The sequence below is a fragment of the Achromobacter sp. genome, assembly GCF_032102605.1.
Lineage (GTDB): Bacteria > Pseudomonadota > Gammaproteobacteria > Burkholderiales > Burkholderiaceae_B > Achromobacter.
In genome coordinates this window covers 402,227-427,768 of sequence record NZ_DAMDGT010000005.1, presented here as the reverse complement: position 1 = coordinate 427,768, position 25,542 = coordinate 402,227, and the positions used below count along the sequence as shown (strand labels likewise).

Annotated in this window: 26 protein-coding genes; 12 read left to right on the top strand and 14 right to left on the bottom strand. The window is 65.3% G+C overall.

Features of this window, described 5'->3' with window-relative positions; translation table 11 throughout:
- Window positions 1-486 precede the first annotated feature (486 nt).
- A complete protein-coding gene (locus RT614_RS14875) occupies window positions 487-648 on the bottom strand; it encodes a hypothetical protein (protein WP_313622881.1) in 162 nt (53 codons plus the stop codon).
- 432 nt (window positions 649-1,080) lie between these two features.
- On the opposite strand from RT614_RS14875, the gene RT614_RS14870 reads away from it, so the two are divergent.
- Window positions 1,081-1,365, top strand: a complete 285-nt coding sequence (locus RT614_RS14870) for a hypothetical protein (RefSeq protein ID WP_313622880.1) — start codon at window positions 1,081-1,083, stop codon at window positions 1,363-1,365.
- Window positions 1,366-1,869: 504 nt separating this feature from the next.
- On the opposite strand, the gene RT614_RS14865 is transcribed toward RT614_RS14870, so the two are convergent.
- Complete coding sequence (locus RT614_RS14865) at window positions 1,870-2,427, bottom strand: hypothetical protein (protein WP_313622879.1); 558 nt, start codon at window positions 2,425-2,427, stop codon at window positions 1,870-1,872.
- On the opposite strand from RT614_RS14865, the gene RT614_RS14860 reads away from it, so the two are divergent.
- The 3 genes from RT614_RS14860 (at window position 2,426) to RT614_RS14850 (ending at window position 3,938) form a co-directional block, all read left to right on the top strand.
- Window positions 2,426-2,734, top strand: coding sequence for a hypothetical protein (locus RT614_RS14860; protein ID WP_313622878.1), 309 nt, complete (start codon window positions 2,426-2,428; stop codon window positions 2,732-2,734). The two genes, RT614_RS14865 and RT614_RS14860, sit on opposite strands and share 2 nt — an antisense overlap.
- A gap of 116 nt (window positions 2,735-2,850) precedes the next feature.
- The gene (locus RT614_RS14855) at window positions 2,851-3,192 is read left to right on the top strand and encodes a thioesterase family protein (protein ID WP_313622877.1); all 342 of its coding nucleotides are present in this window, start codon (window positions 2,851-2,853) and stop codon (window positions 3,190-3,192) included.
- Window positions 3,189-3,938, top strand: coding sequence for an Asp/Glu racemase (locus RT614_RS14850; RefSeq protein WP_313622876.1), 750 nt, complete (start codon window positions 3,189-3,191; stop codon window positions 3,936-3,938). Before RT614_RS14855 ends, RT614_RS14850 begins: the two co-directional genes overlap by 4 nt.
- Before the next feature lie 92 nt (window positions 3,939-4,030).
- Here the strand turns inward: RT614_RS14850 and RT614_RS14845 are convergent, their stop codons facing one another.
- The 6 genes from RT614_RS14845 to RT614_RS14820 all read right to left on the bottom strand — a co-directional run bounded on the left by RT614_RS14845 (window position 4,031) and on the right by RT614_RS14820 (window position 10,340).
- Window positions 4,031-4,936 (bottom strand): LysR family transcriptional regulator, encoded by a 906-nt coding sequence (locus tag RT614_RS14845; protein ID WP_313622875.1) that lies wholly within the window; start codon window positions 4,934-4,936, stop codon window positions 4,031-4,033.
- 196 nt (window positions 4,937-5,132) lie between these two features.
- Window positions 5,133-6,098, bottom strand: a complete 966-nt coding sequence (locus RT614_RS14840; RefSeq protein ID WP_313622874.1) for an XdhC family protein — start codon at window positions 6,096-6,098, stop codon at window positions 5,133-5,135.
- A gap of 40 nt (window positions 6,099-6,138) precedes the next feature.
- Window positions 6,139-8,430 carry a xanthine dehydrogenase family protein molybdopterin-binding subunit gene (locus RT614_RS14835; RefSeq protein WP_313622873.1) on the bottom strand — a complete coding sequence of 764 codons (2,292 nt, stop codon included), beginning with the start codon at window positions 8,428-8,430 and terminating at the stop codon, window positions 6,139-6,141.
- Window positions 8,427-8,900 (bottom strand): (2Fe-2S)-binding protein, encoded by a 474-nt coding sequence (locus RT614_RS14830; RefSeq protein WP_313622872.1) that lies wholly within the window; start codon window positions 8,898-8,900, stop codon window positions 8,427-8,429. The genes RT614_RS14835 and RT614_RS14830 overlap by 4 nt, the downstream gene beginning before the upstream one ends.
- Before the next feature lie 168 nt (window positions 8,901-9,068).
- Window positions 9,069-9,746: a carboxymuconolactone decarboxylase family protein gene (locus tag RT614_RS14825; RefSeq protein WP_313622870.1), complete on the bottom strand. Its 678-nt coding sequence runs from the start codon at window positions 9,744-9,746 to the stop codon at window positions 9,069-9,071.
- A 96-nt stretch (window positions 9,747-9,842) separates the two neighbouring features.
- On the bottom strand, window positions 9,843-10,340 hold the full coding sequence (locus tag RT614_RS14820) for a cupin domain-containing protein (protein ID WP_313622868.1): 498 nt from the start codon (window positions 10,338-10,340) through the stop codon (window positions 9,843-9,845).
- A 165-nt stretch (window positions 10,341-10,505) separates the two neighbouring features.
- Here RT614_RS14820 and RT614_RS14815 point away from each other — a divergent pair, with 165 nt between their 5' ends.
- From RT614_RS14815 to RT614_RS14795, 5 genes are all read left to right on the top strand, one after another.
- Window positions 10,506-11,435 carry a LysR family transcriptional regulator gene (locus tag RT614_RS14815; protein ID WP_313622866.1) on the top strand — a complete coding sequence of 310 codons (930 nt, stop codon included), beginning with the start codon at window positions 10,506-10,508 and terminating at the stop codon, window positions 11,433-11,435.
- A 130-nt stretch (window positions 11,436-11,565) separates the two neighbouring features.
- Window positions 11,566-11,835, top strand: a complete 270-nt coding sequence (locus RT614_RS14810) for a hypothetical protein (RefSeq protein ID WP_313622865.1) — start codon at window positions 11,566-11,568, stop codon at window positions 11,833-11,835.
- A gap of 15 nt (window positions 11,836-11,850) precedes the next feature.
- Window positions 11,851-12,615, top strand: a complete 765-nt coding sequence (locus tag RT614_RS14805; RefSeq protein ID WP_313622864.1) for a glutamine amidotransferase — start codon at window positions 11,851-11,853, stop codon at window positions 12,613-12,615.
- A gap of 232 nt (window positions 12,616-12,847) precedes the next feature.
- Window positions 12,848-13,954, top strand: a complete 1,107-nt coding sequence (locus RT614_RS14800; protein WP_313622863.1) for a porin — start codon at window positions 12,848-12,850, stop codon at window positions 13,952-13,954.
- A 269-nt stretch (window positions 13,955-14,223) separates the two neighbouring features.
- Entirely contained in the window at window positions 14,224-15,078 is an 855-nt protein-coding gene (locus RT614_RS14795; protein ID WP_313622861.1) for a hypothetical protein, read from the top strand.
- Window positions 15,079-15,157: 79 nt separating this feature from the next.
- Here the strand turns inward: RT614_RS14795 and RT614_RS14790 are convergent, their stop codons facing one another.
- From RT614_RS14790 to RT614_RS14775, 4 genes are all read right to left on the bottom strand, one after another.
- The gene (locus tag RT614_RS14790) at window positions 15,158-15,703 is read right to left on the bottom strand and encodes a DUF3455 domain-containing protein (RefSeq protein WP_313622859.1); all 546 of its coding nucleotides are present in this window, start codon (window positions 15,701-15,703) and stop codon (window positions 15,158-15,160) included.
- A 171-nt stretch (window positions 15,704-15,874) separates the two neighbouring features.
- Entirely contained in the window at window positions 15,875-17,269 is a 1,395-nt protein-coding gene (locus tag RT614_RS14785; RefSeq protein WP_313622858.1) for a trypsin-like peptidase domain-containing protein, read from the bottom strand.
- 157 nt (window positions 17,270-17,426) lie between these two features.
- Entirely contained in the window at window positions 17,427-19,022 is a 1,596-nt protein-coding gene (gene ggt, locus RT614_RS14780; RefSeq protein ID WP_313622856.1) for a gamma-glutamyltransferase, read from the bottom strand.
- Window positions 19,023-19,046: 24 nt separating this feature from the next.
- Window positions 19,047-20,021: a tripartite tricarboxylate transporter substrate binding protein gene (locus tag RT614_RS14775; protein ID WP_313622855.1), complete on the bottom strand. Its 975-nt coding sequence runs from the start codon at window positions 20,019-20,021 to the stop codon at window positions 19,047-19,049.
- Window positions 20,022-20,233: 212 nt separating this feature from the next.
- On the opposite strand from RT614_RS14775, the gene RT614_RS14770 reads away from it, so the two are divergent.
- Window positions 20,234-20,890 (top strand): GntR family transcriptional regulator, encoded by a 657-nt coding sequence (locus RT614_RS14770; RefSeq protein WP_313622854.1) that lies wholly within the window; start codon window positions 20,234-20,236, stop codon window positions 20,888-20,890.
- A gap of 261 nt (window positions 20,891-21,151) precedes the next feature.
- Window positions 21,152-22,423: an MFS transporter gene (locus tag RT614_RS14765; RefSeq protein ID WP_313622853.1), complete on the top strand. Its 1,272-nt coding sequence runs from the start codon at window positions 21,152-21,154 to the stop codon at window positions 22,421-22,423.
- Between the two features lie 76 nt (window positions 22,424-22,499).
- Here the strand turns inward: RT614_RS14765 and RT614_RS14760 are convergent, their stop codons facing one another.
- Complete coding sequence (locus RT614_RS14760; RefSeq protein WP_313622852.1) at window positions 22,500-23,372, bottom strand: NAD(P)-dependent oxidoreductase; 873 nt, start codon at window positions 23,370-23,372, stop codon at window positions 22,500-22,502.
- A gap of 169 nt (window positions 23,373-23,541) precedes the next feature.
- Between RT614_RS14760 and RT614_RS14755 the strand changes: the two genes are divergently transcribed.
- Entirely contained in the window at window positions 23,542-23,970 is a 429-nt protein-coding gene (locus RT614_RS14755; protein WP_313622851.1) for a PaaI family thioesterase, read from the top strand.
- Between the two features lie 80 nt (window positions 23,971-24,050).
- On the opposite strand, the gene RT614_RS14750 is transcribed toward RT614_RS14755, so the two are convergent.
- On the bottom strand, window positions 24,051-25,508 hold the full coding sequence (locus RT614_RS14750; RefSeq protein WP_313622850.1) for a phospholipase D-like domain-containing protein: 1,458 nt from the start codon (window positions 25,506-25,508) through the stop codon (window positions 24,051-24,053).
- Window positions 25,509-25,542: the final 34 nt, after the last annotated feature.

Here is a 25,542-nt window from a genome sequence, read left to right as displayed (position 1 = left end):
CGCGTGCTGGTGCTCAAGCGGCACCGAAAGCTGTGCCAGTGCAGCGACTGCCTGAGTACTGGCTGCGTACTACCAGCCACGGAAGTCGACCACCGCATACCGAAGTCGGAAGGTGGCGGAGATGTGCAGTGGGAAACAGCCCGTATGGGCGATGACGCTGTTGCTGCTGAGCTTGAGCGGGACTGGGAGCGCGACCTCGGAGCGGGTCGGCGTTGATTATGGCGAACATGCGCGGCTGATCTACCACGATTCGAAGGCCCAAATCGGAGCGGCGCCGGCGCCTGTTAGGCGCCAGGTGCTGGGAGGGAATAAGGTCTGGCGACGTCTCTGCGATGCTTAGGGAAAAAAGGATGCAGCGCCATGCCCTGGTAAAAACGGCTTTCGCCGGCTCTCGCGTCCATGCGATGAGCCAGCGCTTATAAACTTGCTGTGGATGCTAGCTAAAGGTGCCGCGTCTAATTACACAAGTGCGGCGGCCGCCCAAGGTTACTGGGGCGTGCGCTGCTTGGTGGGATCGCCCTGAGCCTGTTTGCGCGCGGCTTCTTCTTTTTGATCCTGGGTTTGCTGTTCTTGCTGCTTGTTCGGTTGGTTGTCCTGACCGGGTTGCGAAGGAGGACCTGCGGCGCTGAAGCGAGTAGGGAAAGTCATGATGTGTACCTTTTGAGTTGTCGTGACGTATGCCACCTATTCACGGTACGCCCAATAGCTTGTACGTCCTAAGCCTGAATTGAAACAACCGTAAGGCTCTGACCGTCCCTGGCCTACACTAGGTTCAGGCAACCGGCGGGAGGATGCCATGACACAGTCAACGGGTGTAAACGCACAGGAGCGTTGGGACAATGAAGGGGGCTCGCAGCTTGCTTCGCTGGCCAAATCATTCGCTATCGAGGAGTACGAGGAGTCCGAGCGTCGAATTCTCGCCTTCCTTGGCGCGTCCATTTTGAGCCTTTGGGATGAGCTTCCGCTTGACGCGCGCCAACAGGTGCTAAATCGCCAAAGTGCTCAGGCAGCGTTTACTAGGTCTGCGCTTAAGGCGAAGATAGCGCGCCTCGCAACGGGTGATCTTTTTTAGGATTCGCCATGGACCACGATCATCAAGATGACCATGAGATTGAGCGCTGGCTAAACGAGGGTGGCGTGCAACTGCCCACGTTTGTTGAGATGCTGGACCCTGGGGTTCTTGATGAGCATGAGCGACGCGTCATTGCTTGCCTGGGGGCGGCGGTCGTGAGCGTTTGGCACTCTATGTCGACCGACGCTCGAAGGGTTGTATTGCAGGCTGCCGTCAGGAATTCGACCTATGACGCTAAGTCGTTGAAGGGAGGGGTTGCAGCGTTCTTGCGAGGGAAAGGAAAGTCAGCGTGACGCAGGCCCCAAGGAGTCTTCCGGGCAGAAGTGCTCAACCTCGCGCGCCCCTTTTTCTGATATTGCGTGGATGAGTTTGACATCTGGTACGTTTTTTACTGGCGACGACAGGCCAGTATCGGTTCCAGATGTGCGCGCCGGGAGTCCGTCATTCCGTGAAGGCGATATTTACACTGAAGAGGGTAATGCGAAGGCTCAGGCGGAGGTGCCATTCGCCTCAGAGCCGAAGGATGTTCCCACCGCCGCAGCACCCCTTGAGGGCTCGCAAGTACCGTGCCTCGGTGCTGACTGCTTGCGATCTTAAGAATGCGGTGTCCTCTGCGCTATAAGCGCCCATTTGGCCATTCGGCAAGCGCTACGGTTTCTCGGAGAGCCAAGTCACGAGCTCCCTGTAGGAAGAGTTCGTAACCGGCGGGCATGACCCGGCGTTCCTTCGGTCCACTATGGGCAGAGGGTGGGCCTCGTGCCAACCCTCAGTAGCGGTGGTCGGTCTGTGCCTGCAAATCAACAGAGCAGGGTTAACTCATGCACCACTGTCTGTGCCGCCACTTGTGCCAGCCTGCGGCCCTTGTAGTCGTTGAGCTTGCTGGAGGTGAGTGTGGAGACGTTGTAGGCCCCTAACGCTGAGAGCAGAGGTTTGACGCGGTACAGATCAGCCGATCCGGACTTCTTGTGCGGGGACTCTTCGCGCAGGTAGCGCTGCAGCAGCTCCGCTACAGTCATTCCTTGGGTTGTTTTGTCTGGAACAACGTAGGCCTCTCGCACCATCTGCGACTCGACCTCACGCCCCCATGCAGTGGCCTCCGCCTTTGTAGAGAGTGTTCTGATTTGCGGCGGGAATCCCTTCTTACGTACCTGACACTTCCATTTTCCGTAGTGCTTGCTGATAGCCATGATGCGTTGATCGAAAAGATGACGTTTACCGATAGGCAGGTCATTACGGTGAAGGAAACGCCGCTTGTCGTCGAGCGGCCCGCGAAGGGCGGTGCGATTCGGCGCATTGATCGGCGATGCACAAACCAGCGCACATTTTTCCATCGGCTCCGGCACGCGGATTGCCATGGAAGATGCTATCGCATTGGCCTCCGCCGTCTGCGATTCCGGCGGCGAGGTGGAAGTCGCGTTGCAAACGTTTGAAGGCAAGCGTCGTCCTGAGAAGGAAAAGCTCATCTGTGCGTCGGAGCGTTCCTATCTCTGGTACGAAAAGGTCGGCGACTGGATGGAACAGTACACGCCACACGAGTTCGTGTATCAGTTCATGGTTCGGACCGGCCGCGTCGATGACCAGCGCTTGGCGTCGTCCTACCCAGCGCTGTATGAGACCCTGCGCAAGGCAGGTGCTACGAAGATTCCGGCGAGCGCATCGTGAACATCGAGAGCTATGAGAGTGTCACGAGTCGTGAACCCTTTGTAGTGCGCCGGCGGGTGCGTTGGGGCGAGTGCGATCCCGCGGGTGTGGTCTACACGGGAAAGTTCGTGGATTAAATGCTCGCCGCCGTCAATCTGTTCTACGCGAACCTCGTCGAATCCGACTATCGGACCTTCCTTAAAAGCCAGGGGGTCGGTACGCCATGCCGCGGTCTGGATATGGACTTCCGTGGAGCGCTGTGGCCAGAGGACGAATTCCTGATGCGAGTGAGAGTGCGAGAGCTCCGCCGCGCATCGTTTGATATGCAAGTGGACGGCTACCAGGAAAGCGGCCGAGAGATCTTCATCGGGCGTTTTACCGGGATTTGCATTCCCGGCAATGGTGAGCGGACCAGCGTGGCTATTCCTGACGCCCTCCGCGCGGCACTGGCGCAACATACTTACGAGACAGAGAAATGACCAAGACTTTCCGCATCGGCCAGATTGTGCCTAGCTCAAATACCACGATGGAAACTGAAATCCCGCTCATCTTCCGCCGTCGGGAGCAGGACTTCGCGGATCGCTTCACCTTCCATTCCTCGCGTATGCGGATGCACCGCGTCACACCGGAAGAACTCAAGTCAATGAATGCGCAAGGGGTCCGGTGCGCAGCCGAACTGGCGGACGCGCGGGTTGACGTGATGAGCACCGCTTGCCTCGTTGCGATCATGGCACAAGGCCGCGGGTTTCACCGCCAGGTTGAAAGCGACTTCGCTAAGGTGGTCGCCGAGAACGCTGCTCATAGCAAGGTGATGACCTCAGCGGGGGCTTTGATTTATGGGCTTCACAAACTGGGAGCCAAAAAGATCTCGCTAATGGCGCCTTACATGAAGGCGCTGACCGCGAAGGTGATCGACTACATCGAAGGTGAGGGGATTGAGGTTGTCGACAGCCTGAGTTTCGAAATACCGGACAACCTGGAAGTTGGCCGACGTGATCCCGCCCAGCTGCTGGAGAACGTCAAACAACTGAACACAGCCAATGTCGACGTGGTCGTGTTGTCCGCGTGCGTACAGATGCCATCGTTGCCGGCAGTGCAGCAAGCGCAGCAAATGCTTGGCCTGCCAGTGACGTCGACGGCAGTTTGTACTGCCCGGAACATGCTCGACCTCCTTGAACTGGATGCTCGAGTTCCTGGCTTCGGCCGTCTGTTGGAAATTTTGTAATGTCACCTCTGGCGCAGAAATGGCTGGCTTTGCAATGCGTGCCGCGCTAGAGCGTTCTGGCCTGGATCCTGCGCAGACGTCCAACCCCAACCTCACACCCGCGTCGGCTTGCTCACCCGCAGCGCGTTCACCACTAGCGAAAACGCCGGCGACGGCTGGCGTCGGCTGGGATAGTAAAGATGGTAGCCCTCGAAGCTGGGGCACCAGTCCTCCAGCACGCGAACCAGCCGACCTGACTCCAGGTACGGCATCAATTCGTCGTCGGGCAATAGCGTCAAGCCCAGCCCGGCCAGCGCCGCGTCGATCTGGGGTTGCGTGGTATTGAAGATCAGCGGCCCGTCCACGCGGACATTGACCTGGCGGCCGCGGCGCTCGAAGTCCCATACATAGAGGCCGCCGGAACTCTGCATGCGCTGGTTGATGCAGGCATGCTCCATCAGGTCCTGCGGCACCTTCGGAATGGGATGCGACTTGAAATACTCGGGAGCCCCGACCACCGCCAGACGCAAGGGCGGCCCGATCGGTACGGCGATCATGTCCTTGTCGATCGTCTTGCCCATGCGCACGCCGGCGTCGAAGCGGTCCGCCACGATGTCCCGGAATCCGTAGTTCACGTCGAACTCCAGCTTGATGTCGGGGTATTCGCGCATCAGGGGCGTAAGCTTCGGCAGCAGGACGCTGTGCAGCACATAGTCGCCGCAGGTGATACGCACGGTCCCCGCGGGCTTGTCGCGCAGTTCGGTCAATTCGTCCAGTTCGGCCTCGATTTCGTCGAAGCGGTTGCCGATGGCGTTCAGAAGGCGTTCGCCCGCGGCGGTAAGGGACAGGCTGCGCGTCGTGCGCGTGAGCAGGCGGATGCGCAGGCGCGCTTCCAGGCCGCTGACCGACTGGCTGAGCGCCGATTGGGTGACGCCCAACAAAGACGCCGCGCGTGTAAAGCTGCCTTCGCGCGCCACCGTGACGAAGTAGACGAGGTCGTTGAGGTTGCGTCGTGCCATGGCTTTGGTCGGATGGAATTGATTAGCTGATCTTATAGGCTTTTTAAGCATTCATTAGCTAGTCGGCGCGTCGGCGTTTTGCAAAGATGTGGGCCTGAGAGGGAAGCCGCCATGAAGATACGTCTTGTGGTCGAGAGCCGGACCGCCTTCGCCACGCTTTACAACACCGCCACGGCGAGGGATTTCGCCGCGCCGTTTATCCGGCTGTCACGCCGTTTTTCACGGCAAGGATCTGCGCCATCACGCTGACGGCGATTTCGGCCGGTGTCTTGCTTCCGATGTACAGGCCGACCGGGGAATGCAGTCTTGCCAGGGACGCTTCGGTTTCGTCGAAGTGCTCGATGAATCGCTGACGGCGGCTGGCCGCGTTGCGGCGCGAGCCGATGGCGCCCACGAAGAATGCGGGGCTGTGCAACGCCTCGAGCAATGCCAGGTCATCAAGCTTGGGGTCGTGGCTGAGCGCCACGATGGCGGTCCTGGAATCGGGATTCAGGGCGCGCACCGCGTCGTCGGGCATTTCCCCGGTGATCTCAACACCCGCCACGGCCCACGTGCCGGAATGTTCGACGCGGGGATCGCATACCGTCACCGCGAAGTCATTGAATAGCGCCATCGTCGCGACGTACTCGGCCAGTGATCCGGCGCCGATGAGCAGCAGCCGGTACTGCGGGCCCAGCGTGCTGGACAGGGTGGCGTCGTCGAAAACCAGGCTCTCCGGTGCGGCCGCGGCGGCCAAGGTTACCGAGCCCGTGACGCAGTCCACGGTGCGCTGGACCAATTCTCCTGATTCCAGACGGCGCACAAGTTCGTCGAGCGCGGCGTGATCCGGGGAGTATTCGAGCAGAAGCTCCAGCGTGCCGCCGCAGGGCAGGCCGTACCGATGCGCCTCGTCGGCCGTTACGCCGTAGCGGACGAGCTCGGGCGGCGAGTCTGGAATCCTCCCGTCGCCATAGGCGCGCGTGTAGCGATGCACCAGGTCGTCCTCGATGCAGCCGCCCGACACGGACCCGATGCAGCGGCCGTCCTCGCGCAGCGCCATCATGGACCCGACGGGCCGCGGCGACGACCCCCAGGTCTTGACGACGGTGGCCAGAATCAGGCGATGTCCGGCAGCATGCCAGTCGCGTGCGGCGCGCAGCACGCGCACGTCAACGCTTTCCATCAAGTCGCTCTCCAGGCTCAGCCATGACTACCGGACGCCTTCAAGCCACCGTGCGAACCGGAAGGCTGCGAACGCGCTTGCCGGTCGCGGCGAAGATGGCATTGCACAGGGCGGGCGCCACCGGCGGCACGGGGGGCTCGCCCACGCCGCCGGGTGGCAGGGCGTGGTCGTCATTGACCAGATGCGTCCGGATCAAGCGCGGCGAGGCGTTGTGGCGCAGCACTTCGTAGTCGTGGAAGTTGCTTTGCTTCACGCGGCCCTTTTCGAAGGTGATTTCGCTGGTCAGGGCCAGGCTCAGCCCCATGATTGCGCCGCCTTCCATTTGCGCGCGGATGCGCTCCGGGTTGATCTGCGGGCCGCAGTCCATGGCCATGTCCACGGCCACAACGCGCACCTCGCCCTTGGCGTCCACGGCCACCTCCACGACGGTCGCGGTGTAGCTCATGAAGCTATAGCAGAATGCCAATCCCAGGCCGTGCCCCGAGGGCAGCTCGCGGCCCCATCCGGCGCCTTTGCATGCGGCTTCGATCACGCCGCGCAGGCGGCCCGTGTCGTAGGGGTAGCGTTCGGGCGACTCGGTGTAGTTCCAGGTGTCGGAAAGTGCGCCGGGATCGATCTGGCGCGCCGGCCCGATCAGGTCCAGCGCGAAGGACTTGGGGTCTTTGCCTGCGCGATGCGCCAGTTCGGCAATGAAGCACTGCGCCGCGAAAGCGTGGGGGATGTTGGCGACGGAGCGAAACCACCCGATACGGGCATGGGCCTCGACTTCGGCGGTTTCCACGCGGACGTTCGGAATGCGGTAGGGCATGTTGATCGCCGACATGGCGGACTCGAACATCTGCTGGCCCTTGGCCCCTTCGGAGAATAGCGAGGCGATGGTGGGCGCGGCGCTGCGGTGCAGCCAGGATTGGACCTGCCCCTGCTTGTCCATGACGGCTTCCAGGCGTTCCACCGACACGGTGTGCAGGTAGTCGTGGTGGATGTCATCCTCGCGGGTCCAGACCAGCTTGACCGGCGTTCCTTCCGGCATGGCTTGGGCCACGATGGCGGCTTCGTCGACGAAATCGGGTTTGGACTTGCGGCCGAAGCCGCCGCCCAGCAGCAGCACGTTGACCTTGACCTTTTCAGGTTCAAGCTTCAGCCGTGCAGCCACGGCGTCGCGCGCCGCGACGGGGTTCTGGATGGAAGTCCAGACCTCCGCGCCTTTGTCCTTGATCAGTACGGTGGCTACCGGGGGTTCCATCGAGGCATGAGCCAGATGCGGAACGTAGTACTCCGCCGACAGCCGTTCGGATTCGGGCGTCTTGGCCCAGGCGCCGGCGGCGTCGCCCTGGTCGCGTATCGTCTTGCCCGACTTGCGCGCAGCGGCCTCCAAGGTTTGACGGTAGGCCGCGGAGTCGTACGAGCCATTGGGACCGTCGTCCCATTCGATCTCCAGCGCGTCGCGGCCCTGGCGGGCGGCCCAGGTGTTGCGGGCCACGACGGCCACGCCGCCCAGCGGCTGGAAAGCGGGCGCGCCTTGCATCGCGGGAATTTCCACGACCTTCAGCACGCCCGGCACCGCGAGCGCCTTGGCGCTGTCGAAGCGGCGCAGTCGGCCGCCCACGACCGGCGGGCGCGCCACGACCGCGTAGACCATCCCGGGCAGCCGCGTGTCCATGCCGTAGGTGGCCTGGCCTTTGCCGATGGCTTCAAGGTCGACGAGACGCACCTGGTCCTTGCCGATGTACCGGAACTCGGCGCGGGTCTTGAGCTTGATCGCGTCGCCCGTCGGCACGGGCAGTTTTGCCGCGTCGGCCGCCAGCTCGCCGTACGTCAGGCGGCGGCCGGTGGGCGGGTGCAGCACTTCGTGCTGGTCGGCTTTGACCTCGGAGACCGGGACGGACCATCGAGCGGCCGCCGCGGCTTCGAGCATCTGCCGCGCCGCCGCGCCCACGCGCCGCATCGGCATCAGGAAGTGGCGCATGCTTCGCGAACCGTCCACATTCTGGTTGCCGTAGCGCGTCTCGTCGGCGGGCGCCTGGATGACCGTCACGCGGTCCCAGCGCGCCTCCATCTCGTCGGCCACCACCATCGGCAGGCTGGTGCGCACGCCGGTGCCCATCTCGGCGCGGTGCGCCACGATGGTGACAGTGCCGCCGGCTGCGATGCTGACGAAGACTAGGGGATCGTCCACGGTACCGCCCGGCATGCCGTCGGCGCCGTATTTCGGCGCGGCCGCTTCGGCTGCGGTCGCGGTCGTGATCCATCCCTTTGCCGTGACAGCCAGGGTCAGCGCGCCCATGGCGCCCTGCAGGAAGCCCCGCCGCGTGAGTTGCGCGGCGGCGGTCATTGCTTGCCTCCCTGCGCCAGGCGGCTGGCGGCCTGATGGATGGCGGCGCGTATGCGCGGATAGGTGCCGCAGCGGCAGATATTCCCGCTCATGGCGTCCTCGATCTGCTGGTCTGTCGGCTGCGGCGTCACCTTCAGAAGACCGACGGCCGTCATGATCTGGCCCGCCTGGCAGTAGCCGCATTGCGCGACATTGTTCTCGATCCAGGCGGCCTGAACTGCCCGGCCCACCGGATCCGCTTCCATGCCTTCGATGGTGGAAATCTGGCGGCCGGCGGCAACGGAGACGGGCGTCAGGCACGAGCGTATGGCGGCGCCGTCCATGTGCACCGTACAGGCGCCGCATAGCGCCATGCCGCAACCGAACTTGGTGCCCGTCATGCCCAGCTCGTCACGCAGGACCCATAAGATAGGCATCTCGTCGGGGACGTCGACGTCCCGGGGCCGGCCATTGATGTGCAGTTGCGTCATGGAAAAATCCTGAGGGAAGGGAATGGCGGGTGCTGCGTTGCCCCGGGTGGCGGGTCGACACAAGTCGAGTCCGGAATTTTGCCTAAAAAATCCCGGAAGAATTCATTAGCGGAACTTATAAGCCTATTAAGGACCGGTTATCCATGCGGCGGATGACCGGTCCCGGGATCATTTGCCTGCCTGAACCTTCAACTGCCTTTCCAGCGCCTCGCTCGCACGAGCGCCCATGTCTGGCTGCGCGCGGGACGACAGTACCTGGGCAAGCTGGCGCAGCTGCCCCGCCGTCAGGCCGACGTTCATGCTGATCCGCATGTGGGCCTGCAATTGCGATGCCACGCCCGGCAGGGCGGCCAGCATGCTCACCGTGGCGATTTCCCGGCTTTGCCAGTCGAGGTTGTCGCGTTCGAAGATATCGCCGAACAGGTGGCTGCGCAGATATTCATTGGCTACGGGCGCGAAGTCGAATAGCGGTCCTTGGACGGGACCGCCCGAAAGCTTCGTCTGGTTGGCGGTGCCCGCCGCCAGCAGTGCGTCGCCTTTCGGAATCGGCCGACTGGGTTCGGACCCCGGCGCGTCCTGAACGCCGCGCTGCTTGCGGGCTTCGACCACCTTCATCAACTCGGCGAGCGCATTCAGGCTGCGTGGAAAGCCGGCGTAGGCATAGAGCTGCACCAGGATCTCCTTGGCGTCGCTGATGGGCATGCCTGCGTCCAGCCCCTGGTTCAGCGCGGCATTGAGCTTGCCGATGTCTCCGGCGGCCGCGAAGGCGGCGATCGGCACGATGGCCATCTGCCGGGCGGAGAGCGCTTCGGAAGCGGCGGCTGCAGAGTTCGTGGTGTCGGGCATTTTTGTCGTTCCTTGCGCAAGCGCGGCTTGGCCCAGCATAACGGCCAGCGCCAAAGCCACGCCGATCGCGCCAGCGCGCGTGGGCGTCTGCGCTGCTTAGCGTGCGGCGTATTGTTCATCGCTGACCTTTTCCATCCAATTGACATTCTTGCCGTCCAACGACGGCGTGACGGCCAGGTGGATCATGGCGGTGCCCTGCGCCGCGCCATGCCAATGCTTGACGCCGGGCGGGCAATGGATCACGTCGCCGGGGCGGATGACCTGTACGGGCTTGCCCCATTCCTGGGTCAGGCCCACGCCCGACGTCACGACCAGCCGTTGGCCCGCAGGGTGCGTGTGCCAGGCCGAACGCGCGCCGGGCTCGAACGTGACAAGCGAGCCCGAGGCGTTGATGTCCTTGTCCGCCGGCCAGACGGGGTCGATGCGCACGCGGCCGGTGAAGTACTGATCCGGGCCGGGAATCGACGCCTGCTCGCCCGCTTGGGTGATCCGCTGGCCTTGCGTGGCCGACGTGGCTTGCGGATCCGCGGCTTGCGCCGCGGCCGTCTGGACGAGCGCCGCGCACACCGCGATCTTGCTTACCTGTTTTCTCATGCTTTCAGCCTTCATTTCAGTTGATGGATCCGCTGCATGCCCCGCCGGGCGGCGGCATGCGCAGTGCGCGGGCCGTGTGCCGGCGCCACCTTCCGCACTGTATGATCCAGGCGATTAGCTGAGAAGATTGCAAAATCAGTATTCCCTGGTGCAAAAAATTCACCAATGCCGAAAGAGAACCTGAACGACCTCCAGGCCTTTGTCGCCGTCGCCCAAGCCCGCAGCTTCACGCGCGCCGCAGCCCAACTGGGCTTGTCGCGTTCCGCGCTCAGCCACGCCATGCTGGCGCTGGAAGCGCGCCTGGGCATGCGCCTGCTGACGCGCACCACCCGCAGCGTGTCGCCCACCGAAGCCGGAAGCAGGCTACTCGGCGTGTTGAGCCCACGGTTAAGCGAGATCGAGCAGGAGCTGCAATCGCTGACCGAGATGCGCGACAAGCCGGCCGGCACGGTGCGCATCACCGCGCACGACCATGCCATCGTCACGGCGCTGTGGCCGCGCCTGTTGCCGTTGCTGCGCGAATATCCCGATATCCGGATCGAGTTCAGCGTCGATTACGCGATGACCGACATCGCCGCGCAGCAGTTCGACGCCGGCGTGCGCGTGGGAAACCGCGTGGACAAGGACATGATCGCGGTGCGCATTGCGCCCGACCTGCGCATGGCGGTGGCGGGGTCTCCGGCGTATCTGGCCGGCAAAAAGCTGCCCGCGACCCCGCAAGAACTGACCGAGCACTGTTGCGTCAACCTGCGGCTGCCCACGCATGGAGGCCTGTATGCGTGGGATTTCGAAAAGGGCGGGCGCGCACTGAGCGTACGGGTGAACGGCCAGACGGTGTTCAACAACACGTTCCTGATGCTGCAGGCGGCGCTGGACGGAATGGGGCTGGCCTATGTGCCGTACGACCTGGTGCAGCCGCATATCCAGCAGGGCAGGCTGGCGCCGGTTCTTGAAGACTGGTGGCCGGTGTTTCCGGGGTATCACCTTTATTACGCCAACCGGCGCCAGCTTTCACCCGCATTGGCGCTGGTCATCGAGGCCCTGCGTTATCGCCCGGATCCGGTGCGGAAAAGCCGGAAGCTGAAGGCTTCCTGAAGGGGGCGGATGAAGAACAAGGTCCGACCGCACCGCCGACTTGTTCCGCCGCATTGCTACGACTTAAAACGTCTTCCCGCGCAAAGCTTTGCTATAAGAATGCCTAGAGCGTTTCTGTAGGGCCGGGAAAATGTCGATTCTTACCATCAGCCGCTGCGGCGCGGCGTTGTTCTTCGTCGCGCTGGCGGCTGGCTGTTCGTCCAACAAGCCGACGCCGGCAGAGAAAGCCAGCATGTCGAACGCCACTCCCGCCCGGGCCAGCAACGAATGCAAGTCCAACCGCAGCAAGTGCCTGCACGAAGGCTCGTACGATGTGGGCGAAAGGGCCTATGCGGAAGACGAGGCCAAGCGCCTGAACATGGCGGAGTCCGCGCGGCTGCGCCGGCTCTTCGGCAAATGAGCGCCGCGCGCCGCCGTGGTCAAGACCGCTGAAATGATCCGCAAGCCGCTCGCCATCATGCAGATGGGCCGTCCCCCAGAAGATTTGCGGCTGGCGCAGGGTGAACAATCCGATTGGATGCGCGCCGCGCTGGGTGATCCGGATTTGCCCGTGCGCGTCTTCAAGCCGCACGAGGACGACCCGCTACCCAATCCGGCCGACCTGTCCGGAGCCGTGTTGACGGGATCGTGGTCCATGGTGACGGATCGCGAGCCGTGGAGCGAGCGCACGGCCGAATGGCTGCGTGGGGCATTCCAGGTCAAGCTTCCGCTGCTGGGAATCTGCTACGGACATCAACTGATGGCGCACGCGCTGGGCGGTGTCGTCGACTTCCACCCCGAAGGCCGCGAGATCGGTCAGCACGCCATCGAGCTGTCTGCCGATGTCCGTGGTGATGCGCTGCTGGGCGAGCTGCCCCCGCGCTTCTTTGCGAATCTGACGCACGAGCAGAGCGTCCTGACGCCGCCGCAGGGCGCCGACGTGTTGGCGCGTTCCCGACATGATCCGCACCAGATCCTGCGTTACGGCCCGAACGCGTGGTCGGTGCAGTTTCATCCCGAGTTTTCGCCCGCGTTGATGTCGGCGTGCCTGACGCGGCGGGCCCCTGTGTTCGAGGCCGAGGGCTACGACGTTGCCGCGATGGTGGCGGTGCTGGCGCCGGCGCACGATGCGGCGCAACTGCTGGCTACGTTTGTGCGCCTTTGCGCGCCGCAACGCGTGCACGCTTCCTTGCCTTCATAGCACACGCGCATTACACGCCTGCCGGCGAGCCGGCCACACGCCTTGCCTGTCGGCCTCGCGCGACATTCGGCGTCAAATTTCGGTTTTCTGACACGGTTTCGCTTGTGTCTCAAAAACTGACACATTGCGTCCCTAGAATTCGTTCCTGCCATGCGCCGTGTGCATCACTGCGCCGCCCGTGTAGCGGGTTCGGCCACATGCGCATGTCTGTTCACATCAATGGGAATCTGTAATGAAAAAGACTCTGTTCGCCACCGCCATCTTCGCCGCGCTGTCCGGCATGGCGCAGGCGGAAACCTCGGTGACGCTGTACGGCTTGATCGATACCGGCTTGGGCTATCAACGGATCAAGGGCGACGGTTACCACGAATCCAAGGTCGGCATGAGCAATGGCGTGTCCAGCGGCTCGCGCTGGGGCCTGCGCGGTTCGGAAGACCTGGGCGACGGCCTGAGTGCCGTGTTCACGCTTGAAAGCGGCTTCAATTCGGCCAACGGCCAATCGGGCCAGAGCAGCCGCCTGTTCGGTCGCCAAGCCACCATTGGCCTGAAGAGCTCGTCCTGGGGTCTGCTGGAATTCGGCCGCCAGACCAACATCGCCTCCAAGTATCTGGGCGCCATCGATCCGTTCGCCGCCAGCTACGGCCAGGCCAACATCGGCAACGCATTCAGCGCCGCGAACACCGTCCGCTACGACAACATGGTCCAGTATTCGACCCCGTCGTTCGGCGGCTTCCAGGCTGGCCTCGGCTACTCGTTCAACATCGCCGACACGACCGCGGCTCAGACGGACTTCCGTACTGCCGACAACACGCGCGCCATCACCGCCGGCGTGCGCTATGTCAACGGCCCGTTGAACGTCGCCCTGACGTACGACCAACTGAATCCGGCCAACCAGCTGGGCAACGATGCCACGCCCAAGTCGTGGAACATCGGCGGTTCGTACGACTTCGAAGTCCTGAAGCTGGCTTTGGCCTTCGGTCAGACCCGCGACGGCTGGTTCACTGGCCAAAGCATCAACGCCTTCGGCAGCACCGAAACCATCGCCGATGGCTTCCGTTCGAACGTCGGCGTCGAAGACTTCAAGGCGAATTCGTACATGGTCGGCCTGACCGTGCCGCTGGGCGCCAGCACCATCCTGGCTTCGTGGCAACGTGCCGATCCGGACAGCGACCTGCTGACCGGTGGCGATTCGGCCATGAACGTGTACAGCATCGGCTACACGTACAACCTGTCCAAGCGTACGAACCTGTACGCGCTCGGCTCCTACGCTACGGACTTCGCCTTCATCGACGGCGTGAAGAGCACCGTGGGCATGGTCGGTATCCGTCATCGCTTCTAAGCGCCTGACGTGATCCGGCGGGCGCGGCTGGCGCGCCCGCCTTCACCCTGCACCGCGGTTGCACTGAGCGGATTGGGCGTCTTACCCGGCCACAGACGCGAAAAAATCGGCCACCTCCCTAGCTCCACTCCCAGTCCGCTCACCCGAACTCCGATCATGGCAAACTGAAGGCCCGCGCAAGCACTGCGCGGGCCTTGTCGTTCTGAAGCGCCTGGCGACGCGGTCTACGCGTTGTAGTATTGGAAGCTCTGTCTATTCATCGGAAAGCTATGCACACGCACAACGCACGGCTCGCGGAAATGACATTGGCGTTGGCGCTGGCCATGGGCGCGACCAGCGTATCCGCCCAGGCCCCGAATGCCGCGGCGGCCGGAGCTGCGCCGGCTGCTGCGCCGAAGGCCGGTGCGGCGCCCGCTGCCGCCGCACCTGCTGCTGCCGCACCTGCTGCTGCCGCTCCCGCTGGTGCCACACCTGCTGCTGCCAAACCCGCTGCTGCTACACCCGCTGCTGCCGCACCCGCTGCTCCGACACCCGCCGATGCCGCGCCTGCTGCTGCCGCACCCGCCGGTGCCGCGGCGCCCGGTGCCGCGGCGGCATCGAAGGACCCCAACGGAGCGCCGCTGGACGCCACGGCCGCACCCCAGCCGCAGCCGCCGCAGCCGTTGCAGCTGCTGGACGGCAAGCTCAAGGTCGCCATTCCGGCGGGGTTCACCGAAACCGAATTTCCGTCGGATCCGGCCAATCCCGAGGTCACAGGCAAGATCTTCCTCAATCGCGCCACCATGCAGGCCATCATTGTGATCGACGTTCCGGTGGAACTTGCCGTGGGCGACGACGATGCGTTCACACTGGGCGCCATGGCCGCGGGCTTCCAGTCGCAACAGCAGGAAGCCGTGCCCACGTTCAAGAAGACCGGAGACGGCGCCTTCAAGGTCGGCAACATCGGTGTTTTTCAACTTGACGCGACCAGCAGGCTGTCCGGCCGCCCGGCAGAGCTCACGGCCCTGTTCGCCGCGTCCGGCAAGAAGGTGGTGACGTTTTCCGCCTACACTCTGACCCCCGAAAAGGCCAGGCACCCGGGGCTGGTGAAAGAACTGAAGCAGGGCATGTCGACGTCTCCTTGATGCCGCCGTCCTGTCTGCCCTACGCACCGGCAGGCTGGGCCGCCGGTGCAAATCATGCGCTTGCCGGGCGCTCAACCCGTCAGTTCGGCTTCCAGAACACGTAGTCGGCCTGGTATTTGACCTGCGCCTGCTGACCCCTGTTCGCGGTGGAACACGGCGCCTGCGGGACGCCGCCGCCCGCACGGACGAGGCGCTGGATATACGTGACGCCCGTCAGCACGCCCATTCCCCTGGACGGATTGGCCAGCACAAGCTGATCGGGCAGGCGGTCCGGACCCGACGCGGCGCGCACGGTTTCCATGCCGGTCAGTGTTGATCTGTCTGCCGCCCGCCACGTCTCTGGCGGGCTCTTGTAGGCGCCGGTCTGGCCGGACTGGCCCGCGCCCAGCGTCGCGGTTGCGGCGGCGAGGACCCACGCGAAGCGCGCGCCGTCCGTCTGCGTCATCCGGCATTCATACGTGACGACGCCTTCCGCGGGCGCGCGCCACACGATACGGTTGTCGGCGGGCACCTGCATGATCTGGGGCACATCGTTTTCTGAGGCGGCACCTGCCGTGGTGGTGGCCAGGCATGCCAGCAACAGGCTGGCCAGCACGGGACGCTTGTGAGTCGGAATGGGGTTCATCCGTGCTCCTGGTGGCGGGCCGGGCATGCCCGTGGTGGCAGAGAGTACGTCGCGTCGCTGGCCCGTGGACCGGCGCGTGGCGCCGGATTCGAGGCATTCTGCCACGATCCGCTCGACGCGCTCAATCCGAAACTGCGCCGGCGCCGCGCGGCGGCCGCGCACGCGGGCTATTCAATTCACTTGCAGGGTGTAGGCCGTCCGGCCGCGCAGCAGAGTCAGCACAAGCGGCCGGGCGCCCGCGCCGGCCAGCACGTCGCGCAGATCGGCCAGCTTGCTGACCGGGTGCTGGTTCACGCCGATGACGATGTCGCCGCGTTGCAGTCGCGCCGCCACGGGCCCGCGCTCGGGAAACGTGGCGCTGACCACCGCGCCGTCGTTGCCCTGCACACGCTGCGCGCGTCCCACCTCGGAGAACTCCACGCCGGTCAGGCGCGCATCCAGCGATCCGGCATGCAGCCGGTCGCTCTGTTCCGGTTCGATGCGCAGGACGACTTCCGTTTTTGAGCCCGCGCGCGATAGGCCCAGACGCACCTGGCGGCCGACGGGCAGCAGGCCTTCGGCATTGCGCAGCTGCGCACTGGAGCCAATGGCCTTGCCGTCGACCGACAGGATCTGGTCCCGGGCCTGGACGCCAGCCTTCTGGGCGGGTGAGCCGTCCGCCACGCGCGCAACCACCACGCCGGTCGATCCTGGCGCCAGGCCGAGTTGGCGGGCATTGCGCGGGGTGATGTCCAGCGTGTCCAGCCCCAGTCCGCCGCGCTGCACCTGTCCGTGCTGCAGCAGCTGCCGCATGACTTCGCCCGCCAGATTGGACGGGATGGCGAAGCCGATGCCCACGTTGCCCCCCGAAGGCGTGTAGATCATCGTGTTGATGCCCACCAGGTCTCCGTTCAGGTTCACCAGCGCACCGCCCGAGTTGCCGGGGTTGATGGACGCGTCCGTTTGAATGAAGTTCTGGTAGCCGGCCGCGCGCAGGCTGGATCGGTCCAGCGCGGACACGATCCCGGATGACGCTGATTGTCCGAGTCCGTAGGGGTCGCCGATCGCGACGACGAAATCGCCCACGCGCAGATCGCTGGAATCCGAGAGGGTCAACGCCTGCAGGTTTTCCGCGGGAATGCGCAGCACCGCGATGTCCGTGTCGGGGTCGCTGCCCAAGATGGTGGCGTTGAAGGATCGCCCGTCCTGCAAGGAAACCCGGATGGATGCCGCGCCCCGCACCACGTGGTGGTTGGTCAGGATGTTGCCCTGGCTTGCATCGACGATGACGCCCGACCCGATGTTCTGCCGCAAGGCGCCCGGCGCTCGCGTCGGGGCTGCGGCCTGCGCATCGGAATTGGCCGAGATATTGACGACGGCGGGCGTGACGCGCTCGAGCATGGGCGCCAGCGAGGGCAGGGGCTGGCCGTCCACGGCCAGCGGCAGCGCCGCGCGGGCGGGCAAGGGCATCGCGGCCGGCAGCAAGGTGCAGGCGGCGGCCAGGGCGATGGGCAGGAGCTTCAGGATGCGCGTATGAGCGCGGGCATTGCGGTGGTTTGCCGGGGGCGGCAAGGCCAGATCGGGCATTTCGGTCCTTCGTGCGGCGACGCGGCAGTATCTGCCCGCGTCGCTGCAAGGGTGTGACGGCGCGCTGGGTAATTGCACCCGGCGCGCTGGCGCGCCGGCGCGGTCACGGATTTTCGCCGAACTTGCGCGGCAAGTCCGGCGTGCCCCCCGAATGGCGTCAGAAACCGACGGCCTGGCCGTCGCGGCGCGAGTCCGACGCGGCGACGTATCCGCCTTGCGGCAGGCGGCAGATCAGTTGCGCCGAGCCGAATTCCAGGCTGTCGACGGGCGCCACCGCGACGTTGTGGCCGCGCGCGCGCAGCGTGTCGACCACGTCGGCCGGCAGATGCGATTCCACGTTGACCACCGGCCCGTTCTCGACGCGGAAGCGCGGCGCGTCGCTCATCGCCTGCGGATTCTGCCCGAATGCCGCCAGGCGCGTCACCATCTGCAGGTGCCCCTGCGCCTGCATCGAACCGCCCATCACGCCGAACGACATGACAGGCTGGCCGCCGCGCGTCACGAACGCGGGGATGATGGTGTGCATGGGCTTCTTGCGCGGCGCGACCTGGTTGGCGTGGCCGGGCTTGAGCACGAAGTTCAGGCCGCGGTTGTGCAGGCTGATGCCGGTGCCCGGCACTACGACGCCGGAGCCGAAGCCGTGGTAGTTGGACTGGATGAAGGACACCATGGTGCCGCTGGCGTCCGCCGCGGTCAGGTACACCGTGCCGCCGGTGGCCGGGGTGCCGGCGGTGGGCACGCTGGCGCGGTCCATGGAAATCAGGCGGGCGCGCTCGGCCAGGTAGGCGCGGTCCAGCAGGGCGCGCGCGTCGGTGCGCATGTGGCGCGGATCCGCCACGTGGTGGTGCAGGTCGGCAAAGGCCAGCTTCATGGCTTCGATGCTGACGTGGTAGTAGTCGGCGCTGTCGCGGCCCATGCCTTCCAGGTCGAATTGCTCCAGCATGCCCAGCGCCATCAGCGCGGAGATGCCCTGGCCGTTCGGGGGGATTTCGTGCAGTTCGTAGTCGCGGAAGGATTGCGAGATGGGCTTGACCCATTCCGCCTGGTGCTCGGCCAGATCGACGGCGCTCAGCGCGCCGCCCGTCTGGCTGGCGAAGTCGGCGATCTTGCGGGCCAGTTCGCCGCGGTAGAAACTTTCGCCGCCCGTTTCGGCGATCTCGCGCAAGGTCTTGGCCTGGTCCGGGAAATGCCACCACTCGCCGGCCTGCGGCGCGCGGCCCTGCGGCAGGAACGCGTCGGCAAAGCCGGGCTCGGCAGCCAGCTTGGGCGCCTGGTTGGCCCATTGGCGCGCGATGGTGGGCGACACCGCAAAGCCGTCCTCGGCGTAGGCGATGGCGGGTTCGAACAGCTTGGCGAAGGGCAGCTTGCCGAAGCGGTCGGACAGGGCCTTCCAGCCCGCGACCTGGCCGGGTACGGTGACCGTGCCCCAGCCGGTGCCCGGCATGGCGTCGCGGCCGTTGAAGTATTCGGGCGTCCATGCAGCCGGCGCGCAGCCGCTGGAATTCAGGCCGTGCAGCTGGCCGTCGTGCCAGATCAGCGCAAACATATCGCCGCCGATCCCGTTCATGACGGGCTCGACGACGGTCAGGGCAATCGCGGTGGCAATGGCGCTGTCAACGGCATTGCCACCGGCCAGCAGCATGCGTAGTCCCGCCTGCGCAGCCAGGGGCTGGCTGGTCGCGACCGCGTTGGCGGCCAGGACCGGCATTTTTCGGGAAGCGTACGGAAAAGACCAATCGAAGGGGGAGGACATGGATGCTGGGACTCGTTAAGAAAATTACTGCGGGGTGATGCCGGCCTGGTCGATCAACTGCTTGGTGCGCGGAATCTCGGCCTTGATGAAGGCGGCGAATTCCTCGCGGCTGCCGCCACGCGGCTCGGCGCCGGCTTCGGCGAGCTTACCGCGCAACGCCGGGTCGGCGAGCACTTTGTTGACGGCCTTGTTGAGCTTCTCGAGGATGGGCGCGGGCGTGCCTTCGGGGGCGACCAGGCCGTACCACGGGGCGATGTCGTAGCCCGAAAAGCCTTGTTCCGCGATGGTCGGAATGTCCGGCGCCAGCGACGAACGCTGCGAATTGGACACGCCCAGTGCGAGCAGCGCGCCGCTCTTGGCCTGGGGCAGGCCGGTCATGATGGTGTCGAAGTACATCGACACCTGACCGCTCAGCAGGGCAGGGATCGCCTCGCCAGCGCCCTTGTACGGCACGTGCAGGATATCGATGCCCGCGACGGACTTGAGCATTTCGCCGGCCATGTGCGACGTCGTGCCCGTGCCGAACGAGGCATAGGTCAGCTTGCCGGGGTTGGCGCGAGCGTAGGCCACCATTTCGGGCAGCGTCTTGAAGGGCTGCGACGGGTTGGCCAGCAGGATGTTCGGCGTGTAGGCGACCAGGGACACCAATGCGAAAGAATCGGGATCGTAGGCCAGGCGCTTTTGCAGGAAGCGGTTGGTGACGACGGCGGCCGGGCCGCCCATCAACAGCGTGTAGCCATCCGGAGCAGACCGGGCGACCGACGCGCTGCCGATGGCGGCGGCGGCGCCGGGACGCGCCTCGATGACGAAGGGCTGGCCCAGTTCGGTCGACAGCGCCGCGCCAAGCTGGCGCGAGATCAGGTCCGTGGCCGAGCCGGCCTGGAAGGGCACGACGATGCGCACGGGATGCTGCGGCCAGTCAGTGGCCTGGGCGCCGGCCTGGGCCGCAAAGGCCACGGCGGCGGCGCCTGCCAGCGCCCGGATGAGACGAAATTTCATGGATTCCCCTTGATCGCGTGATGAAAAGCGTAAACACCGGGCGGGTCTCTTGCCCGTTCCGGCCAGGCGGGCGCGACGGGCGCGTCCCGTCTGGATTAGACGCAAGCTCGGGCGGCCAGGCCATTAGTGTTTGCATCCATGGATCATTGGATCCAGTTTGTGTTATTTTTGCGCTTAACTATCATGGCGGCTTTCCAAGCCTGGGGACGTAAGTGCTGCAATTTCAGAAGACAGCCATCAGCGCCGAAGACGAGGCGTACCTGCATCTGCAGCGCGAGATCCGGCTTGGCCGCTATGCGCCGGGCCAGCGCCTGGTGCCCGACGTGGTGGCCGCCGAAATCGGCACCAGCCGCATGCCGGTGCGCGGCGCGCTGCGCCGGCTGGCCTCGGAAGGCCTGGTCGAGATCCGCGCCAATCGCGGCGCCGTGGTGCGCGGGCTTAACCAGCAGGAAATGCTGGAAGTCTTCGAAATGCGCTCCGTGCTGGAAGGGCTGGCCACGCGCAACGCGGTGCTCAACATGAGCGCCGATCACATCCGCCGGCTGACCCACATGCTGGAACAACTGGACCAGGGCGCCAGCGAAGACCTGGACTGGACCACCGCCCACCGCGAATTCCATGAATACCTGTGCAGCTTCTGCCGCCAGTCCCGCCTGCTGAACCAGATATCCGAACTGCACTCCGTCGTCGAACCCTACATGCGCCTGTGGGCCGCGCAGCCGGGCCGTGTCCTGCGCGTGCGCGAATCGCATCAGGAACTGATCGACGCGCTGCAAACCCGCGATGCCGACCGGTGCGAAGCCGCGATGCGCCAGCACGTGCTCAATACCGTGCCCGCCCTGCAGGCATTCCTGGAACAGGCGGCTTAGCAGCGTTCAGGCGCGCCCGGGCCAGCCCCGAGCGCACGCTGGCCGCTCACCGGACAGGAATGCCGTCGCGCGAGCGCAATACATATATAGCGGGGAGTAATATGACGCGTCTGGCGGTTTGCATCCGCCGGAACAAGCAAGCCGATACGCGCCTGGCCCTTCCCGCCCATGTCGACCGCTGAGCCCCGCTCGGCGCCTCCCCACGGTGTCCGCAAGTCCTGGCGCGCAAAGCGGCCATAAGAAGACACCGAGGAGAACAGATTGGACAAGCAAGAGTCGGGCGGCTGGTATTTCGGCTGGAACATCGTCGGCGCCGCCACGGTACTCACCCTGTTGACGGTCGGCCTGCGCATGGGCATCGGGCCGTTTTTCCTGCCCATGGCGGATGGCCTGGGTTTCTCGCGCAGCCTGCTGTCGGGCATCGTGGCGATCGGCATGCTTTGCTATGGGCTGGGCATGCCGCTGGCGGGTTATCTGGTCAGCATCCGCGGCACGCGCTTCGTCTTGCTGGTCGGCACGGCCATCGTCGTGGCGTCTTCCATCTGGACCGTTTTCGCGCGCGGCCCGCTCGAATTCCTGTTGTCCTTCGGCGTGGCCTTGTCCATCGGCCTGGCTTTCACCAGCCCCGTCGCCCTGACGCCCGTGATCAGCCGCTGGTTCACGCGCCAGCGCGGCATGGCGCTGTTCTTCCTGTCCACGGGCTCGATGGCGGGCATCGCCCTCATGACGCCCACGCTGACCTACGCCATCTCCGCCGTGGGTTGGCAGGAAACCCTGCTGGGCTTTGCCGTGCTGTTCGCGCTGCTGACCGTGCCGGCGGCCCTGTTCGTCGTGCGTGACGAGGCCCCCGAGCACACGGACCTGCTGCCTCATCAGATCGTCGAGAAATCCGCCTCGGCCAAGCCCGCCGCCAAGGCGGCCGCGCCGCGGCTGGGCGACGCGCTGCGCACCTTGCCGTTCTGGCAGGTCGCGCTGGGCCTTTTCGCCTGCGGGTTCAGCATGAACCTGCTGGGCACGCACGGCATGCCCATGTTGATGGACCACGGCTTTGACGCCACCACCAGTTCGCTGGGCATCGGCCTGATCGGCCTGGTCGCCATCTTCAGCACGCTGGTGCTGGGCCGCATGTCCGATCAGGTCGAGCGCCGCAACATCCTTGCCACCATCTACCTGGTGCGCGGGCTGGGCTTTTTCGCGCTGGTCATGGTCGGCGCGCATTGGGAACTGTATGCCGCCGCCACGATCGGCGGCGTCGTCTGGGCGGGCAGCATCGCCTTGTCGTCGGCCATCCTGGCGGATGTTTACGGCATCCGGCTCGTGGGTGTGCTGTACGGGCTGACCTATCTGGGCCACCAGGTGGGCGGCATGATCAGCTCATGGCTGGGCGGCTGGGCCTTCGAGACGTTCGGCACGCACTGGGTGGCGTTTGGTTCGGCCGGGGTGCTGCTGTTGCTGGCCGCGCTGATTTCCCTGCGCCTGCCGCCTCGCGGCATCCTGCGCACGCCGCGCCCGGCAGTGGCCGGGGGGCGTTGAGCGTCTTTCAGTGCGCTCGTAATGCGGGCGTCGTCGAATGCGGCCGAGAGGGTCTTTCGCGCCTCGGCCGCAATGATCACCGGTCCTTCAGCAGCGACACCAGCTCAGGAACGTAGCGGTCGCCGCCGCCCTGCGTAACCGCCTGGTCGAACGTGTGCTGCACGGCGGCGCCGATCTCGCGCACCGCGCCAGTCTCGGCGGCCATGGTGTTGTAGTAAGACAGGTCCTTCTGCGCGTTCGACATGAAAAAGCGCAGCGACGACGGATCCTGTTCCAGCAGATAAGGCTTGATGCGCTCCAGCGCCACGCCGCCGCCGCCGCCCTTGGTCAACACGTCGGCGAACACGGCCGGATCGATGTCGGAACGCAGCGCGCAAGCCGCGGCCTCGGACAGCAGGGCGACCACGCCCAGCGACACATAGTTGTGCAGCAGCTTCATGCGATGGCCGGCGCCCACCGGCCCCGCATGCGTGATGTTTTCGGCAAAGCAGGCCAGGATGGGCTTGCATTCGTCGAACAGGGCGGCGTCCCCGCCCACCAGCAGATTCAGGCGTCCTTCGGCGGCTTCCTTCGGCGTGCGCGTCATCGGCGCGTCCAGGAAGCGGCCGCCGCTGTCGGTGACGGCTTGCGCCACCTTGACGGTGGAAGAGGGGATGGCGGTCGAGCAGTCGATGACGACCGTGCCCGGGCGCAGGCCTTCGAGCACGCCGCCGGCCGACATCAGCACGGCCTCGACTTGCGGGCTGCCCGTGACGCACAGGATGATCACGTCAGACTGGGCGGCAAGCTCCGCGCCGTTGGCGACGCTGACCGCGCCCGCAGCTTTGAGCGCGTCCAGGGGCTGGTTGCCCGGGTGCTCCAGCACGGTCAAGGCGTGTCCGTGCTTGACCAGATTGCTTGCAATGCCGTGGCCCATGAGGCCGATACCAACCATGCCGACTTTCGCCATCTTCAACTGCTCCTGCCATGTGGGGTGATTGTTGTGCCGTAAATCTTACCCCCAGAAGCCCGCCGGGGCCTGTCGGATTGTCCGCGCGCCGACCGCCGCGCTATGCCCCGGCGCGGCGGTCTGGAATACTTGGGCGGATCTTCTATCGGAAACGCTTCCCGCGGCAGCCATGACAGACTCCATTCCCGCCGGCTTTATCCCCTGGCTCCCCAGCAGCCAGTTCATGCGCCATTTGACCGACCTGGGCGCGTTCTATCGCCGCGAGGCCGACAACGTCCTGGCGCTGCGGGTCAACGCCGCCCACGGCAACATGCACGGCATGGCGCACGGCGGCTTCCTGGCCACCTTTGCCGACAGTGCGTTGGGTTTTGTGATCTCCGAACAGGCACGCGTATCCGTCGTCACGGCGCAGATGTCCGTGGAATACCTGAACGCCGTCAATCCCGGCGACTGGCTCGAGGCCCATGTGCAGATCGACAAGCAGGGCAAGCGGCTGATCTACGCCACGTGCCGTTTGCAGGTCGACGGGCGGGCCATGCTGAAGGCCAGCGCGGTGTTCGCCGTGCGCCAGGCCGCGGTGCCCGCGTCGGACGGCTAGTTCCGGCGGCGCGGCGCGGCCGGCTACAAAGAAGGTGTGGCGCGGCGCGGCCGGCCACGGACAAGGCGTGGCGCGGCCGTCTATAGATAAGGCGTGGCCAGCCAGATGACCTTGTTGCGCAGGCGCCTGAGAAACGGCGCATGCAGAAGGTCTTCCAGCGTTTCCCGGCGCGCGCCCGCGATCAGCGCATCCACGCGCGCGCCGATCCAGCGCGCCACCTCCGGGTCGTAAATCTCGGTGTCCAGCTCGAAATTCAGCCGCAGGCTGCGCGGGTCCAGATTGGACGAGCCCGCGTAGGTCCACGCGTCGTCCACCGTCATCAGCTTGGAATGATCGAACGCGCCGCTGGACCGCCACACGCGGCAGCCCGTGCGCACCACCTGGTCAAGCTGCGCCGTCATGGCGTAGTCCACCAGGCGCAGGTTGTTCTTTCCCGGGATCACGATGTCCACGATGATGCCGCGGCGCGCAGCCGTGGCCAGCGCGCCGATCAGCGTCTGGTCGGGCAGGAAATAGGGCGACTGGATGCGCACATGGCGCCGGGCCACGGCCAGCGCGCCCAGCAGCATGTTGTGCGTGCTGCCCAGCGCCCGATCGGGGCCCGACGGGACGCAGCGTATCGGCACCTTGCCCGAAGGGGGCAGCGCCTCGGGATCGAACCACGGCCTGGCCCCCAGCGATTCGTGCGTCGTGAAGTTCCAGTCGTGCGCAAACACCGACATCAGCTGCGTCACGATCGGGCCTTCCATGCGGAAATGCGTATCGCGGTTGGTGGCGTCACCCGACAGCGCGGTGACGAAAGCCGCCCGCACGTTCATCCCGCCCGTAAACCCCACGCGCCCATCCACGACCAGCACCTTGCGGTGGCTGCGCAGATTGGCGTAGGGCATCCGCAGCACGCCCAGCGGATTGGTCATGAACCGCGCCACCGGCACGCCCGCGCGCGCCAGCATGCGCACGATGGGCGGGCGGGAATACTTCGAGCCCACGGCGTCGATCAGCACGCGCACTTCCACACCCCGCGCCCGCGCCTCGATCAAAGCCTCGGCCATTTCACGGCCGATCGGATCGTTGTCGAAGATATAGCTCTGCATCGCCACGCTGTGGCGCGCTTCGCGGATGGCCTGCAGCATGGCAGGATAGGCCTCGTCACCACCGGCAAGCGGCCGCACCTCGTTGCCGCCCAACAGCTGGAAACGGCTGACGCGATCGCCCAGTACCTTGAGCGAGGCGAATTGTTCGCCGGAAATCGGCACGACGTCCACCGGCGCCGTCTCTGCCTGTTCCGCATCCACCAACATGGCATCGTCCCGCTGCTGCGAAACGCGCGTCTTGCGGATGCGGTTGATGCCCGCCACGAAATAGAACAAGGGGCCCAGCAGCGGCGAAAACATCGCCACCCCGACCCACCCGATGGCCGCCCGCACGTCCTGCTTGGTCATCGCGGCATGCACTGCAGCGCCGGTGCCCGCGACGACGCTGATGCCAAAGGCAATATGCGGCCAGTAATCCGTCAAGATGGCGTGTATGCGATCCATAGCGATGGCGTGAGACGCGGCCTCCAAAGGTGAA

Coding starts and splice junctions, on each gene's coding strand:
- RT614_RS14875 (WP_313622881.1), bottom strand. CDS start 648: ATGACTTTCCCTACTCGCTTCAGCGCCGCAGGTCCTCCTTCGCAACCC.
- RT614_RS14870 (WP_313622880.1), top strand. CDS start 1,081: ATGGACCACGATCATCAAGATGACCATGAGATTGAGCGCTGGCTAAAC.
- RT614_RS14860 (WP_313622878.1), top strand. CDS start 2,426: ATGGAAGATGCTATCGCATTGGCCTCCGCCGTCTGCGATTCCGGCGGC.
- RT614_RS14865 (WP_313622879.1), bottom strand. CDS start 2,427: ATGGCAATCCGCGTGCCGGAGCCGATGGAAAAATGTGCGCTGGTTTGT.
- RT614_RS14855 (WP_313622877.1), top strand. CDS start 2,851: ATGCTCGCCGCCGTCAATCTGTTCTACGCGAACCTCGTCGAATCCGAC.
- RT614_RS14850 (WP_313622876.1), top strand. CDS start 3,189: ATGACCAAGACTTTCCGCATCGGCCAGATTGTGCCTAGCTCAAATACC.
- RT614_RS14845 (WP_313622875.1), bottom strand. CDS start 4,936: ATGGCACGACGCAACCTCAACGACCTCGTCTACTTCGTCACGGTGGCG.
- RT614_RS14840 (WP_313622874.1), bottom strand. CDS start 6,098: ATGGAAAGCGTTGACGTGCGCGTGCTGCGCGCCGCACGCGACTGGCAT.
- RT614_RS14835 (WP_313622873.1), bottom strand. CDS start 8,430: ATGACCGCCGCCGCGCAACTCACGCGGCGGGGCTTCCTGCAGGGCGCC.
- RT614_RS14830 (WP_313622872.1), bottom strand. CDS start 8,900: ATGACGCAACTGCACATCAATGGCCGGCCCCGGGACGTCGACGTCCCC.
- RT614_RS14825 (WP_313622870.1), bottom strand. CDS start 9,746: ATGCCCGACACCACGAACTCTGCAGCCGCCGCTTCCGAAGCGCTCTCC.
- RT614_RS14820 (WP_313622868.1), bottom strand. CDS start 10,340: ATGAGAAAACAGGTAAGCAAGATCGCGGTGTGCGCGGCGCTCGTCCAG.
- RT614_RS14815 (WP_313622866.1), top strand. CDS start 10,506: ATGCCGAAAGAGAACCTGAACGACCTCCAGGCCTTTGTCGCCGTCGCC.
- RT614_RS14810 (WP_313622865.1), top strand. CDS start 11,566: ATGTCGATTCTTACCATCAGCCGCTGCGGCGCGGCGTTGTTCTTCGTC.
- RT614_RS14800 (WP_313622863.1), top strand. CDS start 12,848: ATGAAAAAGACTCTGTTCGCCACCGCCATCTTCGCCGCGCTGTCCGGC.
- RT614_RS14795 (WP_313622861.1), top strand. CDS start 14,224: ATGCACACGCACAACGCACGGCTCGCGGAAATGACATTGGCGTTGGCG.
- RT614_RS14790 (WP_313622859.1), bottom strand. CDS start 15,703: ATGAACCCCATTCCGACTCACAAGCGTCCCGTGCTGGCCAGCCTGTTG.
- RT614_RS14785 (WP_313622858.1), bottom strand. CDS start 17,269: ATGCCCGATCTGGCCTTGCCGCCCCCGGCAAACCACCGCAATGCCCGC.
- ggt (WP_313622856.1), bottom strand. CDS start 19,022: ATGTCCTCCCCCTTCGATTGGTCTTTTCCGTACGCTTCCCGAAAAATG.
- RT614_RS14775 (WP_313622855.1), bottom strand. CDS start 20,021: ATGAAATTTCGTCTCATCCGGGCGCTGGCAGGCGCCGCCGCCGTGGCC.
- RT614_RS14760 (WP_313622852.1), bottom strand. CDS start 23,372: ATGGCGAAAGTCGGCATGGTTGGTATCGGCCTCATGGGCCACGGCATT.
- RT614_RS14755 (WP_313622851.1), top strand. CDS start 23,542: ATGACAGACTCCATTCCCGCCGGCTTTATCCCCTGGCTCCCCAGCAGC.
- RT614_RS14750 (WP_313622850.1), bottom strand. CDS start 25,508: ATGGATCGCATACACGCCATCTTGACGGATTACTGGCCGCATATTGCC.